The 15,698-nt window shown below is 61.9% G+C and carries 7 protein-coding genes; 3 read left to right on the plus strand and 4 right to left on the minus strand.

What is annotated here, in order from left to right; translation table 11 throughout:
• Positions 1-44: 44 nt before the first annotated feature.
• From ABIE32_RS12630 to purL, 3 genes are all read right to left on the minus strand, one after another.
• Positions 45-953, minus strand: a complete 909-nt coding sequence (locus tag ABIE32_RS12630; protein ID WP_224149508.1) for a GGDEF domain-containing response regulator — start codon at positions 951-953, stop codon at positions 45-47.
• Complete coding sequence (locus ABIE32_RS12635; RefSeq protein ID WP_429016601.1) at positions 950-5,710, minus strand: PAS domain S-box protein; 4,761 nt, start codon at positions 5,708-5,710, stop codon at positions 950-952. The genes ABIE32_RS12630 and ABIE32_RS12635 overlap by 4 nt, the downstream gene beginning before the upstream one ends.
• Before the next feature lie 994 nt (positions 5,711-6,704).
• A complete protein-coding gene (gene purL, locus ABIE32_RS12640) occupies positions 6,705-10,727 on the minus strand; it encodes a phosphoribosylformylglycinamidine synthase (protein ID WP_429016603.1) in 4,023 nt (1,340 codons plus the stop codon).
• Between the two features lie 180 nt (positions 10,728-10,907).
• Between purL and map the strand changes: the two genes are divergently transcribed.
• Both map and ABIE32_RS12650 read left to right on the plus strand, forming a co-directional pair.
• The gene (gene map / locus ABIE32_RS12645) at positions 10,908-11,723 is read left to right on the plus strand and encodes a type I methionyl aminopeptidase (RefSeq protein WP_224149511.1); all 816 of its coding nucleotides are present in this window, start codon (positions 10,908-10,910) and stop codon (positions 11,721-11,723) included.
• A 167-nt stretch (positions 11,724-11,890) separates the two neighbouring features.
• Positions 11,891-14,494: a [protein-PII] uridylyltransferase gene (locus ABIE32_RS12650; protein WP_429016605.1), complete on the plus strand. Its 2,604-nt coding sequence runs from the start codon at positions 11,891-11,893 to the stop codon at positions 14,492-14,494.
• A 67-nt stretch (positions 14,495-14,561) separates the two neighbouring features.
• On the opposite strand, the gene def is transcribed toward ABIE32_RS12650, so the two are convergent.
• Positions 14,562-15,101, minus strand: coding sequence for a peptide deformylase (def, locus tag ABIE32_RS12655; protein WP_429016606.1), 540 nt, complete (start codon positions 15,099-15,101; stop codon positions 14,562-14,564).
• A gap of 107 nt (positions 15,102-15,208) precedes the next feature.
• On the opposite strand from def, the gene ABIE32_RS12660 reads away from it, so the two are divergent.
• On the plus strand, positions 15,209-15,676 hold the full coding sequence (locus ABIE32_RS12660) for a YbaN family protein (protein ID WP_429016608.1): 468 nt from the start codon (positions 15,209-15,211) through the stop codon (positions 15,674-15,676).
• Positions 15,677-15,698 lie beyond the last annotated feature (22 nt).

The following is a 15,698-nucleotide window of genomic DNA, read 5'->3' on the forward strand; positions in this document are numbered from 1 at the left end:
ACTGGTTTTCAAGCCTTGCCACAGAGCCGATTGCCGAGCACCACTCAATGGAGGTCGTGGACGATGGCTCGGTTGCGGCCTGCATTCTTGGCCTGATAGAGGATTTCATCGCAGCGTTCAAGCAATTGCTCGGGCCGCCTGGCGCTGTCATGCCCGGCCACCACTCCACCGCAACTGATGGTGAGCATGGGACTGACCTCCGACTGCTCATGGGGAATGGCCAGCGCCTGTACGGCCTCACACAGCCGGTTCAGCACCAACTGCAACGCAATGCTGGAAGGCAGCATCAGCACGAACTCCTCCCCGCCGTAGCGCGCGATCATGTCATAAGGCCGCTGCGCCGCCTTGCCCAGGGTCTGCGCCACGCGGCGCAGCACGTCGTCACCGGCACCATGGCCATAGAGGTCGTTGAAGCGCTTGAAATAGTCCACATCGATCATCGCCAGACCCAGCGGCGTGCCATTGCGCACCGTATTGCCGCAGGCCCGCATGAAAGCCTGGTTGAAAGCGCGACGGTTGCTGATGCCGGTCAGCGCGTCCTGCAAGGACAGGCGCTCCAGCTCTTCGCGTTGGCGGGCCAGTTCCAGGTGGTTTCGCACGCGCGCCTTGACCAGGAGCGGCCGCACAGGCTTGGCGATGTAGTCCAGCGCTCCCAGTAGCAGGCCGCGCTCCTCATGCGCCTCCTCGATCTGGCCAGTCACGAAGATCACACCGATGTTGGCGGTCTTTTCATTGGATTTGAGGCGTCGCAATACCTCGTATCCGTCCATATCAGGCATTGAGGCATCGAGCAGGATCAGGCTGACCTGTTCCTCCGCCACGCGCTGCAGCGCGGAGACGCCGTCCTTGGCCAAGACTACCCGGCATTCGTCCTTGAGCAGTTCGGCAAGCGCCGTGCGATTGATACGCTCATCATCCACGATCAACACCGTGGGCAGGTTGACCGTACTCATCCCTGATCCTCCACTGCGGCATCTTTCGCGAGGCCCAATAGCTGGCGCAACTGCCCCATGGCCGTCAATGCATCGATCAATTCAATATCCTCGTATAGCACCCGCGCCTCTTCGAGCTTGGCGGATGCAGGGTGGCCTTGCAGTTCATGGGCCAGATCGGTCAACAGCGCTGTGGCGGCATAGTCGCCCCTGCGCATCAATGGCTCGGCCTTGTCGATCAGGGCCAGTGTCTTCTGAGCATCGGTGCCTGCCACTGGCTGGAATTGCTTGGCAGCCGCATCGGCCAATCGCTTGAGGCGATCACCGATGGCTTCGAGCACAGCAGTCAGGTCGGCGCGGAAGGTAAAAGCCAGGCGCTCCATGGCAGCGGCATCTCCACGGCCGGCCTGCCGCTCCAATGCGTCTGCCGAATGGGTCAGCGCCTTGGCCTGCACGTAGCCTGCTGCACCCTTGACCAGATGGGCCAGCGCCTCCAGATTTTTGTGGTCCTGCGCAGCCACCGCAGCATCGAGCCGCTGCGGCACATCGGCAAAGTCACGCAGGAAACCATGCAACAGGCGCCGCATGCGTTCGGGGTTGTCGCCCATCCGGTGCAGCGCTGCATCAAAATCCACGGGCCCTTGCTGCGACAACGCATGGCGGATAGACACAATTTCTCCGCCCGATCCTTGCGAGCGCGCCAACTTGCCGACGTGGGAGTGATCGCCGGTGAAAATATCGACCAAGGTCTGGTAGAGCAGATGCTCCTCGATCGGCTTGGACAGGTGCGAAGTCATGCCCGCTCGAATCGTCGCTTCACGGTCCTCGGTGCGTGCCTGCGCTGTCAGCGCGATGATGGGCAACGCCTGCCAGGCAGGATTGCGGCGGATTTCGCGCGTGGCGGTCACGCCATCCATCTCCGGCATATGCATATCCATCAGCACGGCGTCATAGGCCTTCATCTCCAGCCGACGGATGGCCTGCAGACCATTGACAGCCGTGTCCACCTGCACGCCCGCCAATACGAGGAAATCGGTAGCCACTTCGAGATTGAGCGCGTTGTCGTCCACGACCAATACCTGTTTGCCATTGAGCATGCGGCGCATCGATGGCGTGAGCACGCTGCGCACCTGCCTTGAAGTACTGAAATGCTGGGCATGCATGCGCGGACCTGCCAACACATCCTGCACGGTATCGAACATCACAGACTCAGTCACCGGTTTGACCAGAATTCCTTGCAAATCCGCCAATGTGACCTGGTTCAGTATTTCGTCGCGTCCGTACGCCGTGACCATCAGCACCGCAGGCACGTGCTCCTGCCCCCTTTCCTGCCGTATGCGGCGCGTGGCTTCAATGCCGTCCATCTCGGGCATCTGCCAGTCCATCAGCACGAGGTCATAGGATTTACCCTCCTGCGCCACCGCTTCTATGCGCGCCAGCGCATGCAACCCGGAATCGACACAGTCGGCCTGCATGCCGAAACTGCTGATCATGCCTCCCAGGCTTTCGCGCGATGTGGCGTTGTCATCCACCACCAGCACACGATAGCCATGCAGCGACTTGGCACGCAGCGCCATGTCGCTCGACGGTAGCCCAAGGGCCACCGTGAACGAGAACAGGCTGCCTCGCCCTGGCTCGCTTTCCGCACGGATGCCTCCGCTCATCTTCTCCACCAGCTGCTTGCAGATGGTCAGGCCCAGGCCCGTTCCTCCATAACGGCGCGAGATTCCGCCATCTGCCTGGTGGAAAGGCACGAAGAGGCGACCCAGCGCCTCCTGGCTCAGGCCAATACCGGTATCACGCACACTGAACTGCACCAGATCGCTGCCATCTTCGCGCGACTCCAGCACATTGGCGGACACGACTACCTCCCCGGCATCGGTGAACTTGACGGCATTGCCCACCAGGTTGATCAGCACCTGCGACAGGCGCAGCGGATCGCCACGGAAGGCGCGTGGTACGTCCGGCGCTATTGCATAGACAACCTCCAACCCCTTTTCGTCGGCACGCAGCGAGGTGGCGTTCGAGACCGCTTCGAGCACCTGCTCCAGGGCAAAGTCCGTATCATCGAGTTCGAATCCACCGGCTTCTATCTTCGAAAAATCCAGAATGTCGTTGATGATGGCCAGCAGCGCACGGGTGGAAATATCGATCTTCTCGAGATAGTTCTTCTGGCGTGGTGACAGATCAGTCTGCAGCGCCAATCGCGTCATGCCCAACACCGAATTCATCGGCGTGCGGATTTCATGGCTCATGTTGGCCAGAAAGTCAGCCTTGGCCCGCTCTGCCCGCTCTGCCGCATCCTTGGCCTGGCGCAGCGCCGACTCCACTTCATGCTGGCGCGTGATGTCGAGGATGATGCCGTCCCATATCCAGCCACCCTTGACCTTGCGCGGTGCCGAGCGGATACGCAGCCAGATCAGCGAGCCATCCGGTCGGCGCAAGCGAAAGTCGCACTCAAACAGGCTATGGGTCGCACTGGCGTCGCGCGAGGCACTCAAAAATGGAGCCCGATCCTCCTCGTGCACCGCGTTGAACAGCAGGCCAGGATTCTCCTGTAGCTGTTGCGCCGAGATGCCAATCAGTGCTTCGATACCCCCGCTGATGTAATTGAGATGCAGATCTCCTCCATCGACGGGGCCAGCAAGACCCAGCTCGGGGTTGACATAGCTCAGTTGATAGAGCGCGCCGCTGGGCAGGCGATCCGCCAGCGAGGCCAGTTGCGCACGCGCTTCTTCGCGTTCGCTCACATCCTGCACGGTACCCGTCACGCTTACCACCTGGCCGCTGTCGTCCCGGATACCCTGTGCCCGCACTTCAGCAGCAAAGGTGCTGCCATCGGTACGGTAGTGCTCAAACGCCATCGTAAACGCGCTGCCATTGGCAACACAGTCTTCCAGCCCGGCCTTGACTTTCTGATAGTTCTCTTCCGACATCACCGAAGTAAGACGGCTGAGCGATACCTCTTCATCGCAGGAAAATCCCACGATCTCCCGCAGCATGTCGGAGACCGCGAAAACCTGCCGTTGAATGTCCAGGGTCCAGGAGCCCATGCGCGACAGACGCTCGGCCTGCTGCAGGCTCTCAAAGCTGTTCTTGAGCTTGCGTTCGGCCTGATGGCTTTCGGTCACATCCACCATGACGCACACCAATCGATCAGAAACCTGCCCCTGACCAGCCACAAAACGCGCGGCAGCCGACACCCAGCGCACGGCGCCATCCGGCTGGACGACACGCAGTTGCACCCGCTGCGGGCCTGCCCCCGAGCGAACCTCATTCAGGTGGTTGTCCCAGGCGGTCCGGTCCTGCACATGAATGAGCCGGTTCACAAGCCCCAGCGCCAACCCATCGCCCCCCTGCAGGCCAAGAATCTCCAATCCCTGCGCATTGCAGAGCACCGCATCGGTGTCCAGGTTGACGTCCAACACCCCCAGAGCCCCCACGTCGATCGCCAGGGCCATGCGCTGGCGCTGCAACTGCAGCTCCAGCTCCACCTGCTTTCGCTCGGTAATGTCATGGGCCACGCCCATCACCGCGTGAATACGGCCATGCTCGTCACGCAATGGGCTGCGGGTCGTCAGCATGGTGCGCACACCCTGCGCCGAAAGCACCTTTTCTTCCAACGTCAGACTGTCCTGCGCCTGCAGCACCTGCTGGGTTGCACGCATGAAGACCGCAGCCATTTCTGGTGGAAACAAATCCGAATCGGTGCAGCCGATCACCTCGTCCGCACTGCGCCCCAGGAAGCGCTCGCCCGCTGGATTGAACAGCAGGTAACGCCCGCCCAGATCCTTCACAAAGATGATGTCCGCCGCGCTGTTCAACACCCCTTGCAGCTTGCCCGAGAGATCCTGCAGCTCCGCGGTACGCAAGGCGACGCGGCGCTCCAGGTCGGCATTGACCTCGCGCACCATCCGCTCTGCCCGCTCGCGCTCGGTGATGTCGCGCGCCAGCCCCATGAACAGCTTGCGCCCATCGATTTCCACGCAGGTGATCACCACCTCGACCGGAAACATGCTGCCGTCCTTGCGGCGATGGTGGCTTTTGACCACCTGGGAGCTGCCCGGCGAGGCGTCCCGGAACAGCTGGTGCCGCTGATCCGCCGTCACGCCGAAGGCCACATCACCCACTTCCATGGTGAGCAGCTCGGCCTGCGAATAGCCCAGGCTGCGGCAGGCGCGCTCATTCACGTCGATGAAACGGCCCTGGTCATCATGCAGAAAATAGTCGTCGCCAGCGTTTTCCACCAGCAGGCGAAATCGCTCCTCACTGGCCTGCAGGCGCTCGCGCGTCTCGTGGTTGGTTACCAGGTCTGCGCGGTTGCCATGCAGCAGCACAAGGTGATCCTCGATGTCATCGCGGATCTGCACCAACAGACGCCGCTCGGCGTCGGTGAACACCCTGGGAGCATCGTTGAGCGCATCCAGAACACCGAACAGACTGCCGCTGGGCCAGTAGACCGGTATGCCAAGGTAGCTCTGCGCGATGCGCTCACGGTCTTGATGTTTCAAGATGAAAGTAGCATCGCTCAATGATTCCCGACATACCAGCCTCTGGGCGACCACCAATTCGCCCGCGAACGGCGGCTCCTTCGTGACCACCGGACCGTTCTCCAGGCGATCGGCTGCCGGGCCTGCAGCCGACATCAAATGCCAGACCCCATGCTGCAGACGCAGTACCCGCGCTACGGACAAGTGCAACAGATCGGCATAGTTCCGCAACAGCCCGTGCCATCGGTCCAGCAGGCCCGAAGGGATTTCTGGAAAATCTTCGTGCATGCATCAACTCCTGGATAACAGTGAAATAGCCGCGAGCCAGCGACAGCAGCGCATCACCGCCTTCATGCATCTCTCCACCGAATATGTGAATTTATAGCGCGATTTGATACATATATATACACTATCAGGCGCGCAATTTATGAAGAATTTTAAAAAAGGTAATTTTTGGTATCGATACCACATTCAAGCCTTTGGAGATGCAGACAATGACGCCCGGGTTCCCGCCTGACAAGTGATGTGGATACCTAAATTCCCCTCTTCTACGCTTTCATTCGCGCAGCATTGCAACGCATTGCCACTTTGTGTCGCCAGAGCGGAAATGGCGTCGACCTGCGAGACACCCAGAGCCCTTCCTCCCAACGCTCGAAAGCACCGGCAGTGGCATTCATTAGGTTTGAGACCACCTCAAGAACCTACGGGAAAACAGGAGCGGGGACGGAAACAGAAGCGAAGGGCTGATATCCATGCCCCTCAAGAAAGATTGGGCCTGGGGGAGCGACACGACAGACTCGCACAATGCTAGAACGTGTTTACGATCTCTACGCAGCCGCGTTGGAGTGCAGTCGGAATGAGTTCGAAGCGAGGGTCCGCAGCTTGCACCGGGGTGAAAGCAAGGGCTAGCATGCAGAAATCGCCCGATTTCACTCCACCCCATAGGGACAGTGGGTTTGGGGGTGCCCGGTCAGGAGCGCCCTGCAAAGCCGCTATCGCGGTGCGAGGAGATCGTAAACACGTTCTTGAGGCAAACGCAGCAGTTGGCTGCCCATGAGGTAGGCGATTCCCTGGAGGAAACGGCTATTGGATGAAAGGGAGTGCTGTCAGGCACGAACCGATCCGAGCTTTCGCTTCATCCACCGCACTTGAAGTGCAGAGGAATCACTGGTACGTTCATAAAACTGGCGGCCAAAGCGGGCCTCTGGCCGGAAAATTGACAGCAACCGATACCGCAGCAGCAGATGCACTGCGGTATCGATTGCCGAACCAGCCTAGGGCCTCAACCCAGCCACTTGCGCGCATTGCGCCAGACGCGCATCCAGGGGCTGAATTCAGACTTGCCGCCCACCTTCTCGTAGTCCACCCAGCTCATCTGCACATTGCGGAACACACGCTCGGGGTGCGGCATCATGGCCGTGAAGCGTCCGTCGGCGGTGGTGACGGCAGTCAGGCCGCCAGCCGAGCCGTTCGGGTTGAACGGGTACTGCTCGGTAGGCTGGCCATGGTTGTCCACAAAAAGCATGGCCTTGACCACCTGCGCTTCATTGCCGCGGAACCTGAAGTTGGCATAGCCCTCGCCGTGTGCCACGGCAATCGGCAGACGGCTGCCAGCCATGCCTTGCAGGAAGATGGAGGGCGACTCCAGCACCTCGACCATCGACAGGCGTGCTTCAAAGCGGTTGCTCTGGTTCTGCGTGAAGCGTGGCCAGTCCTGCGCGCCGGGAATGATGTCTGCCAACTCGGCAAACATCTGGCAGCCGTTGCAAACGCCCAGACCGAAGGTATCCGTGCGACCGAAGAACTGCTGGAACTGCTCGGACAGGCGATCATTGAAGGTGATGGAGCGTGCCCAGCCAATACCGGCACCCAGGGTGTCGCCGTAGCTGAAGCCGCCGCAGGCCACCACGCCCGCAAAGTCCTTGAGCTGTGCGCGGCCCGTCTGCAGGTCCGTCATGTGCACATCCACCGCATCAAAGCCTGCCTCGGCAAATGCATAGGCCATTTCCACATGCGAGTTCACGCCCTGCTCGCGCAGCACTGCCACGCGAGGCTTGGCCGCCACGTTGAGGAAAGGTGCTGCCACGTTGTCCTGCGGATCGAACGAAAGCTGAACGTGCATGCCTGGGTCGGCAGGTTCACCGGCTGCGGCATGTTCGCTGTCGGCGCTGGCGGGGTTGTCACGCTGCTGGACGATCTTCCAGCTCACTGCGTCCCAGACCTGGTGCAGATCGGAGAGCGTTGCGCCAAATACCTTCTTGGCATCCCGCCAGACCTGCAGTTCGCCCTTGCCCATGTCCATGGTGGACGACTCGGGCCGGGTCTTGCCGATGATATGGCTGCAGGTGGCCAGGCCGTGTTCGCGCAGAATCTGCAGAACCTCGTCGCGGTCACCGGTGCGGATCTGGAGCACGGCGCCCAGCTCCTCGTTGAAGAGCGCACGCAAGGTCAGGTCTTCGCGGCGTCCCGACACCTGGGTGCCCCAGTTCTTGCCTTCGCCACTGTCCATGCGGCTGTCGGAGATACCGTCTCCTTCGGTGACCAGCATGTCCACATTCAGCGCCACACCCACATGGCCAGCAAAAGCCATCTCGGCCACGGTCGCCAGCAGGCCACCGTCGCCCTTGTCGTGGTAGGCCAGTATCTGGCCCTTGGCACGCAACGCATTCACGGCGTCCACCATGGCAATCAGGTCCTTGGCATCGTCGAGATCGGGGGTCTCATTGCCGCTTTGCCCCAGCACCTGGCCCAGAATGGAGCCACCCATGCGCATCTTGCCCCGGCCCAGGTCCACCAGCACCAGTGTGCTGTCGTCCTCATCAGCGTCAAGCTGTGGCGTGAGCGTGCCGCGCACATCGTCGATCGAAGCAAAGCCGGTGATGATCAGGCTCACAGGCGAGGTGACTTTCTTCACCTCGCCACCCTCGCTCCACTGCGTGCGCATGGACAGCGAATCCTTGCCCACAGGAATGGAGATGTTCAGCTGCGGGCACAGCTCCATGCCCACGGCCTTGACCGTTGCATACAGCGCGGCGTCTTCGCCTGCTTCGCCGCAGGCCGCCATCCAGTTGGCCGACATCTTGACCTTGGAGAGTGCAATGGGCGCCGCCAGCATATTGGTGATGGCTTCTGCCACAGCCATGCGGCCCGAGGCCGGGGCATTGATGGCCGCCAGCGGCGTGCGCTCGCCCATGGCCATGGCCTCACCTGCAAAGCCCTTGAAGTCTGCCAGGGTCACGGCCACATCGGCCACGGGCACCTGCCAGGGGCCGACCATCTGGTCGCGGTGGGTGAGGCCGCCCACTGTGCGGTCACCAATGGTGATCAGAAAGCGCTTGGAGGCCACGGTGGGGTGGGCCAGCACATCGATCACCGCCTTCTCCAGCGGCACGCCGGTCAGGTCGATGGCAGGCAGCTCACGCGTGACGGTGGCCACATCCTTGTTCATCTTGGGCGGCTTGCCCAGCAACACATCCATGGGCATGTCCACGGGGAACTTCTGGTCTCCCGACGCGACAGCCGTGTCCTCCAACACCAGTTGGCGCTCACCGGTGGCGGTGCCGATCACGGCAAACGGGCAGCGCTCGCGCTCACAGAACGCCGTGAACTGTGCCAGCGACTCAGGCGCGATGGCCAACACGTAGCGTTCCTGGCTTTCGTTGGACCAGATTTCCTTGGGGGCGAGGCCAGACTCCTCCAGCTTGACGGCCCGCAGGTCAAAGCGCGCGCCACGGCCCGCATCGTTGGTCAGCTCGGGGAAGGCGTTGGAGAGGCCGCCGGCACCCACGTCGTGAATCGCCAGGATCGGGTTGCCCGCGCCTTGCTGCCAGCAATGGTTGATGACTTCCTGCGCACGGCGCTCGATCTCCGGGTTGCCACGCTGCACCGAATCAAAATCTAGCTCGGCAGCGTTCGTGCCGCTGGCCATGGAACTGGCTGCGCCGCCGCCCATGCCGATGCGCATGCCGGGGCCACCCAGCTGGATCAGCAGCGTACCTGCGGGAAATTCAATCTTCTTGGTCAGCTCGGAATCGATGATGCCCAGGCCGCCCGCGATCATGATGGGCTTGTGATAGCCGCGGGTGATGTCACCCACCTGCTGCTCGTACTCGCGGAAATAACCCGTCAGGTTGGGACGACCGAACTCGTTGTTGAATGCAGCGCCACCCAGCGGGCCTTCAATCATGATCTGCAGCGGGCTGGCAATGTGCTCGGGCTTGCCCACTTCGCTGCCCCAGAGCTTGGAGACGGTAAAACCGGTCAGACCCGCCTTGGGCTTGGAGCCCCGGCCGGTGGCGCCTTCGTCGCGGATCTCGCCGCCTGCACCGGTCGAGGCGCCTGGGAAGGGAGAGATGGCCGTCGGGTGGTTGTGCGTTTCCACCTTCATCAGCACATGGTTGATGGCGCTATTTTTTTGATAGCTTGGTGCAACTTCTGTTCCGGCACTTGCATCGAATTTCGCCACAAAACGCTCGACAGCGTGGCCTTCCATGATGGAGGCATTGTCGGCATAGGCCACGATGGTGTGCTGGGGCGAGACCTGCTCGGTGTTGCGGATCATGCCAAAGAGCGATTTCTCCTGCGCCACGCCATCGATGGTGAAACTGGCGTTGAAGATCTTGTGGCGGCAGTGCTCGGAGTTCGCCTGAGCGAACATCATCAGTTCCACATCGGTAGGGTTGCGTCCCAGGCCATTGAAGGCCTTGACCAGGTACTCGATCTCGTCATCGGCCAGGGCCAGGCCCCATTGCTTGTTGGCAGCCTCCAGCGCGGCAGCGCCGCCACCCAGCACATCCACAAACTCCATGGGCTGCGCCTGCAGCGCAGAAAACAGTTGCTCGGCTTCGGCGCGGGTGGCAAAGACCGATTCGGTCATGCGGTCATGCAGCAGCGCGGCGATCTGGCCGGATTGCTCTGCATTCAGCTCTGGCGCGCCGCCCAGCAGGCCGGATTTGAGGCTTACCCGGTATTCGGTGATGCGCTCCACGCGGAACACGTCCAGGCCGCAGTTGCGCGCGATATCGGTCGCCTTCGACGCCCAGGGCGAGATCGTACCCAGGCGCGGCGTAACGACAAAAGCCAGGCCTTCGTCATTGCCTGCGTAGGGGTCGCCATAGGTCAGCAGGGCCGCCACGCGCTGTGCATCTGCACCAGCCAAGGGCTGATTGGTGGCCACCAGATGTACAAAACGGGCAGCAATGCCCGTTATTTTTGGATGGATTGCCGTCAATGCGGTCAGCAGTTGTTGGGCGCGGAAGGAGCTCAGGGCGTTACCGCCGGCTAGCTGGGTCAGGTGCAGTGTCACGTGGCAGCCTATGTGGGACTAGGAGGATGGAGGAAAGCACACATGCGCCTTGCTCGCACCACAGGCTGGCTGCAGCAACGGATGCAAGGGCGGGGTTAACCCGGGATTTTACTGTGCGTTGACAGGGTACGTAGCCGCATGGTCAACAGGCCAATGGGTGCAGTGGGATAATCATGGGCTATGACCATCAAAATCAATACCGAAGAAGACATTGCACAGATGCGCATCGCAGGCCGCCTGGCCTCGGAGGTTTTGGACTACATCACCCCCCACATCCAGCCAGGCATCACCACCAAGCAGATCGACCTGCTGTGCGCCGAAGCCATGGAAAAGCAAGGCACCAAATCCGCCTGCCTGGGCTACCAGCCCCCCGGCATGACACCCTACCCCGCCTACGTCTGCACCTCGGTCAACCATGTGGTATGCCACGGCATTCCCAATGACAAGCCCCTCAAGAAGGGCGATATCGTCAACGTGGACGTGACCATCATCACGCCAGAGGGCTACTTTGGCGACAACAGCCGCATGTTCATCATCGGCGAGGGCACCATCGCCGGCAAACGCCTATGCCAGCTCACCTTCGAGGCCATGTGGCACGGTATCGTGCAGGTCAGGAACGGCGCACACCTGGGCGATGTCGGCCACGCGATCCAGAAGTTTGCCGAAGGCCACGGCCTGTCGGTGGTGCGCGAATACTGCGGCCACGGCATCGGCAAGGTCTTCCACGACGAGCCCCAGGTGCTGCACTATGGCCGTCCAGGTACAGGCGTGGAACTGAAGACCGGCATGATCTTCACCATCGAGCCCATGCTCAACCTCGGCAAGAAGGACATCAAGGACCTGGGCAACGACGGCTGGACCGTGATCACCAAGGACCACAGCCTCTCCGCCCAGTGGGAAGTGGAAGTGCTGGTGACCGACACCGGCTACGAGGTGCTGACCCTGTCTGATGGCTCCCCCGCGCTGCCCGACTTCGTCAAGACGACCAAATGCTGAGCGGTTAACCCTGCGCTCTCACCCAGGCGGCACTGCGCACAGCATGCCGCCTTTTTCTTTGCCATCGGGCTCTGGCGGCAGCAGATGAAGGCTGGCACAGCACATGCTTATGGGAATCACTGGTTTTCCGCTATGGCACACTGCCATGGACCGCTTTGACTTGCACCATGAACGATCCCCGCATTCCGCAGCTGCGTGAGCAGTACCAGGCCCGGCGCGCCACCCTGTTCGAGGCCATCATGGCCGGAGGCAGCAGCACGCGCGGCATCCAGACGCAGCTGCGCAAGCTGTCGAACCTGGCCGATGACCTGCTGCGCGACCTGTGGCATCTGGCCGGCCTGCCTGACCACCTCAGCCTCGTCGCCGTAGGCGGCTTTGGCCGGGGCAAGCTGTTTCCGCATTCCGATATCGATGTGCTGGTGCTGCTGCCCGATGGCACCGATCTGGAGCATGAGGCCCCCTTGCGCACCAGAATCGAGCATTTCATCGGGTCATGCTGGGATGCGGGACTGGAAATCGGCTCCAGTGTGCGCACCGTGGTGCAGTGCATCACGGAAGCCAGGGCCGACGTCACCGTGCAGACAGCGATGCTGGAGTCGCGCCGCATCGCCGGCTCTGCGCCGCTGTACAGGCAGTTCCAGAGCGCGCTGGACCAGGCCATCAGCCCGGATGCCTTTGTGGTGGCCAAGGTGCTGGAGATGCAGCAGCGCCACAACAAGTACGAAAACACCGCCTATTCCCTGGAGCCCAACTGCAAGGAATCACCCGGCGGCCTGCGCGATCTGCAGACCATCATCTGGCTGGGCCGTGCCACGGGCCTGGGCGACAGCTGGAAGGCGCTCGCCGGCAAGGGCTTGGCCACCATCTACGAAGTGCGCAACCTGCAGCGCAATGAAGACCTGATCTGCCTCATCCGCGCGCGGCTGCACATTGTGGCCCGGCGACGCGAAGACCGCCTGGTGTTCGACCTGCAGACACCGGTGGCCGAATCCTTCGGCTTCAAGACGGAAACACCGGCCGGACACCGTTTCCCCAAGCGCGCCAGCGAGGAGCTGATGAAGCGCTATTACTGGGCGGCCAAGGCGGTGGCTCAATTGACGCAGATTCTGCTGCTCAACATCGACGAGCGCCTGCACCCGGGCAGCCACGCGCTGCGCCGCATCGATGATGAGTTTTACGAGAAGGCAGGCCTCATTGAAGTCGCCGACGACGAAGTGTATCTGCGCAACCCGCACGCCATCCTGCGCACTTTCCTGCTATATGAAACAGAGCCAGGCCTCACCGATCTGTCGGCCCGCACCTTCCGCGCGCTCTACCATGCACGCCGGGTGATGACAGCCGGTTTCCGCCAGGATCCCGTCAACCGCGCCACCTTCATGCAGATCCTGCAGCAACCGCAGGGCATCACCCATGCCATGCGTCTGATGAACCAGACCTCGGTGCTCGGCCGCTACCTGTGGCCCTTCCGCCGCATCGTGGGGCAAATGCAGCACGACCTGTTCCATGTCTACACCGTCGATCAGCATATCCTGATGGTGCTGCGCAATGTGCGGCGTTTCTTCATGGCAGAGCATGCCCATGAGTACCCCTATTGCTCACAACTGGCTGCGGGCTGGGACAAGCCGTGGATTCTGTATCTGGCAGCGCTGTTTCACGACATCGGCAAAGGGCGCGGCGGCGACCATTCGGAAATTGGCGCCGCCGAGGTCAAGCGCTTCTGCCGCGACCACCGGGTTGCCAGGGAAGACGCCCTGTTGGTGGAGTTTTTAGTGCGCGAGCACCTCACCATGAGCCAGGTGGCGCAAAAGCAGGACACGTCCGATCCCGAGGTGATAGCAGCCTTTGCCAAGCGCGTGCACAACGAACGCTACCTCACGGCCCTCTACCTGCTGACCGTAGCCGACATACGCGGCACCAGCCCCAAGGTGTGGAACGGCTGGAAGGGCAAGCTGCTGGAAGACCTGTACCGCGCCACCCTGCGCATGCTGGGCGGGCGGGCGCCCGACCTGGCGGCGCAGGCCGAAATCCGCAAGCGCGAAGCCCTGGTGATGCTCGCGCTCTCGGCCCAGCCACACGAGTCGCACAAGGCCCTGTGGGACACCCTGGGGGTGGATTACTTCATGCGACAGGAGGCAGCCGACATTGCATGGCACACCCGCCACCTCTCACGCCATGTGGGGAGCAGCACGCCCATCGTGCGCGCCCGCCAATCGCTCGCTGGCGAAGGCCTGCAGGTCATGGTGTATGCGCCCGACCAGCCCGACCTGTTCGCCCGCATCTGCGGCTACTTCGACCGCGCCGGCTTCTCGATCCTGGATGCCCGGGTGCACACAGCGCTCAACCGCTATGCGCTCGACACCTTCCAGGTGATCGCCACCAATGCACCGCAAAGCTACCGTGAGCTGATCAATCTGGTGGAGAGTGAACTGAGCCGCACGCTGGCGGAAGCCAAGCCACTGCCCGAGCCGGTGCAGCGCCGCGTTTCACGCCGCGTCAAGAGCTTTCCGGTTGCGCCGCGCGTGCTGCTGCGGCCCGATGACAAAGGCCAGCGCTGGCTGCTGTCCATTTCTGCCGCCGACCGTGCAGGCCTTTTGTACACCGTGGCACGCGTCCTGGCCCGCCACCAGCTGAGCGTGGAGCTGGCCAAGATCAGCACCCTGGGGGAGCGGGTGGAAGACAGCTTTCTGCTGCAAGGCCCGGAGTTGCAGAACAATGTGAGCCAGATTGCCATCGAAACCGAACTGCTGTGGGCACTGGCCGCTCCGGCGTAAGCAGTTACTGGCTATAAAAACCAGTTCCTGGGCTTTTCCATCAAGCGCCGATTGCTATTATTTTTGATTAATCGTCTTCGGCCGCGCTGATATCGGGAAACAGCACCTCGGTAAAACCGAACTGCGTGAAGTCGCGCATCCGCATGGGATAGAGCTTGCCCCACAGGTGATCGCACTCATGCTGCACCACACGGGCATGGAAGCCCTCGGCCACGCGGTCGATCGAATCCCCATACTGGTCGAAACCGGTGTAGCGGATCTTCTGCCAGCGCGGCACCAGCCCTCGCATGCCGGGCACGGACAGACATCCCTCCCAGTCACTGGCCTCTTCATCCGACAAGGGTGTGATGACCGGGTTGATCAGCACCGTTGGCGGCACCAGGGGGCGATCGGGGTAGCGCGGGTTGCGCTCGCTGGAGCCAAAAAACACCACCTGCTGGTCAACCCCAATCTGCGGCGCCGCCAGTCCAGCCCCCTGCGCAGCGCGCATGGTATCGAGCAGGTCCTGCACCAGTTGGTGCAGCGCGTCGGTGTCGAATGCAGCGACGGGCTGCGCCGTGCGCAAAAGCCGCGCATCGCCCATTTTCAAGATTGGATGAATTGCCATGTCGGCATGGTAGCGCAGTGCGTACCGGCTCGGTGGCGCACCCTCTCTCCCAATATCACTTGCCCGGCATCTGCACATTGTCTTGCTGGCAGATGCACAATGGCGCCATGCCCGAGCCCCGTGCGCCCGCCCCGCCCCTGCATGGCAATGCGCCTCCTGTGTACTGCCCTATCCGCAGCCCGCTGCTGCGATGGCTGCTGCTGCTTGGCGCGGTGGCCAGCCTGTGCATGGGCATTGTGGGTATCTTTATTCCAGGGCTGCCCACAACCGTATTCATCCTGATTGCCGGGGCCTGCGCCGCGCGCAGCTCGGAACGCCTGCATGGCTGGCTGTGGCGGCACAGGCTGTTTGGCGGCATGCTGCGCAACTGGGCTGCAGGCGGCTTTGTGAGCCGCCGGGCCAAATGGAGCGCCACGGCCACCATGGCGGTCTGCGCCCTCATCATGCTGGCGGTACCCGCACCGGTGTGGGCCAAGGCCTTGTCCATCGGCTGCATGGCCTGCGTTCTTGCATGGCTGTGGTGCAGGCCGGAACCGACCAGCGACGAAGCCCAGGCCCGAAATCCCAAAAAATGACTGCTTCACTTTTTGAAGTCTG

Source organism: Comamonas sp. 4034 (genome assembly GCF_050434545.1).
GTDB classification, from domain to species: domain Bacteria; phylum Pseudomonadota; class Gammaproteobacteria; order Burkholderiales; family Burkholderiaceae_C; genus Comamonas; species Comamonas odontotermitis.

What these genes read in the sequence shown, in the direction of transcription:
- ABIE32_RS12630 (WP_224149508.1), bottom strand. Translation starts at nt 953, where the DNA reads ATGAGTACGGTCAACCTGCCCACGGTGTTGATCGTGGATGATGAGCGT.
- ABIE32_RS12635 (WP_429016601.1), bottom strand. Translation starts at nt 5,710, where the DNA reads ATGCACGAAGATTTTCCAGAAATCCCTTCGGGCCTGCTGGACCGATGG.
- map (WP_224149511.1), top strand. Translation starts at nt 10,908, where the DNA reads ATGACCATCAAAATCAATACCGAAGAAGACATTGCACAGATGCGCATC.
- ABIE32_RS12650 (WP_429016605.1), top strand. Translation starts at nt 11,891, where the DNA reads ATGAACGATCCCCGCATTCCGCAGCTGCGTGAGCAGTACCAGGCCCGG.
- def (WP_429016606.1), bottom strand. Translation starts at nt 15,101, where the DNA reads ATGGCAATTCATCCAATCTTGAAAATGGGCGATGCGCGGCTTTTGCGC.
- ABIE32_RS12660 (WP_429016608.1), top strand. Translation starts at nt 15,209, where the DNA reads ATGCCCGAGCCCCGTGCGCCCGCCCCGCCCCTGCATGGCAATGCGCCT.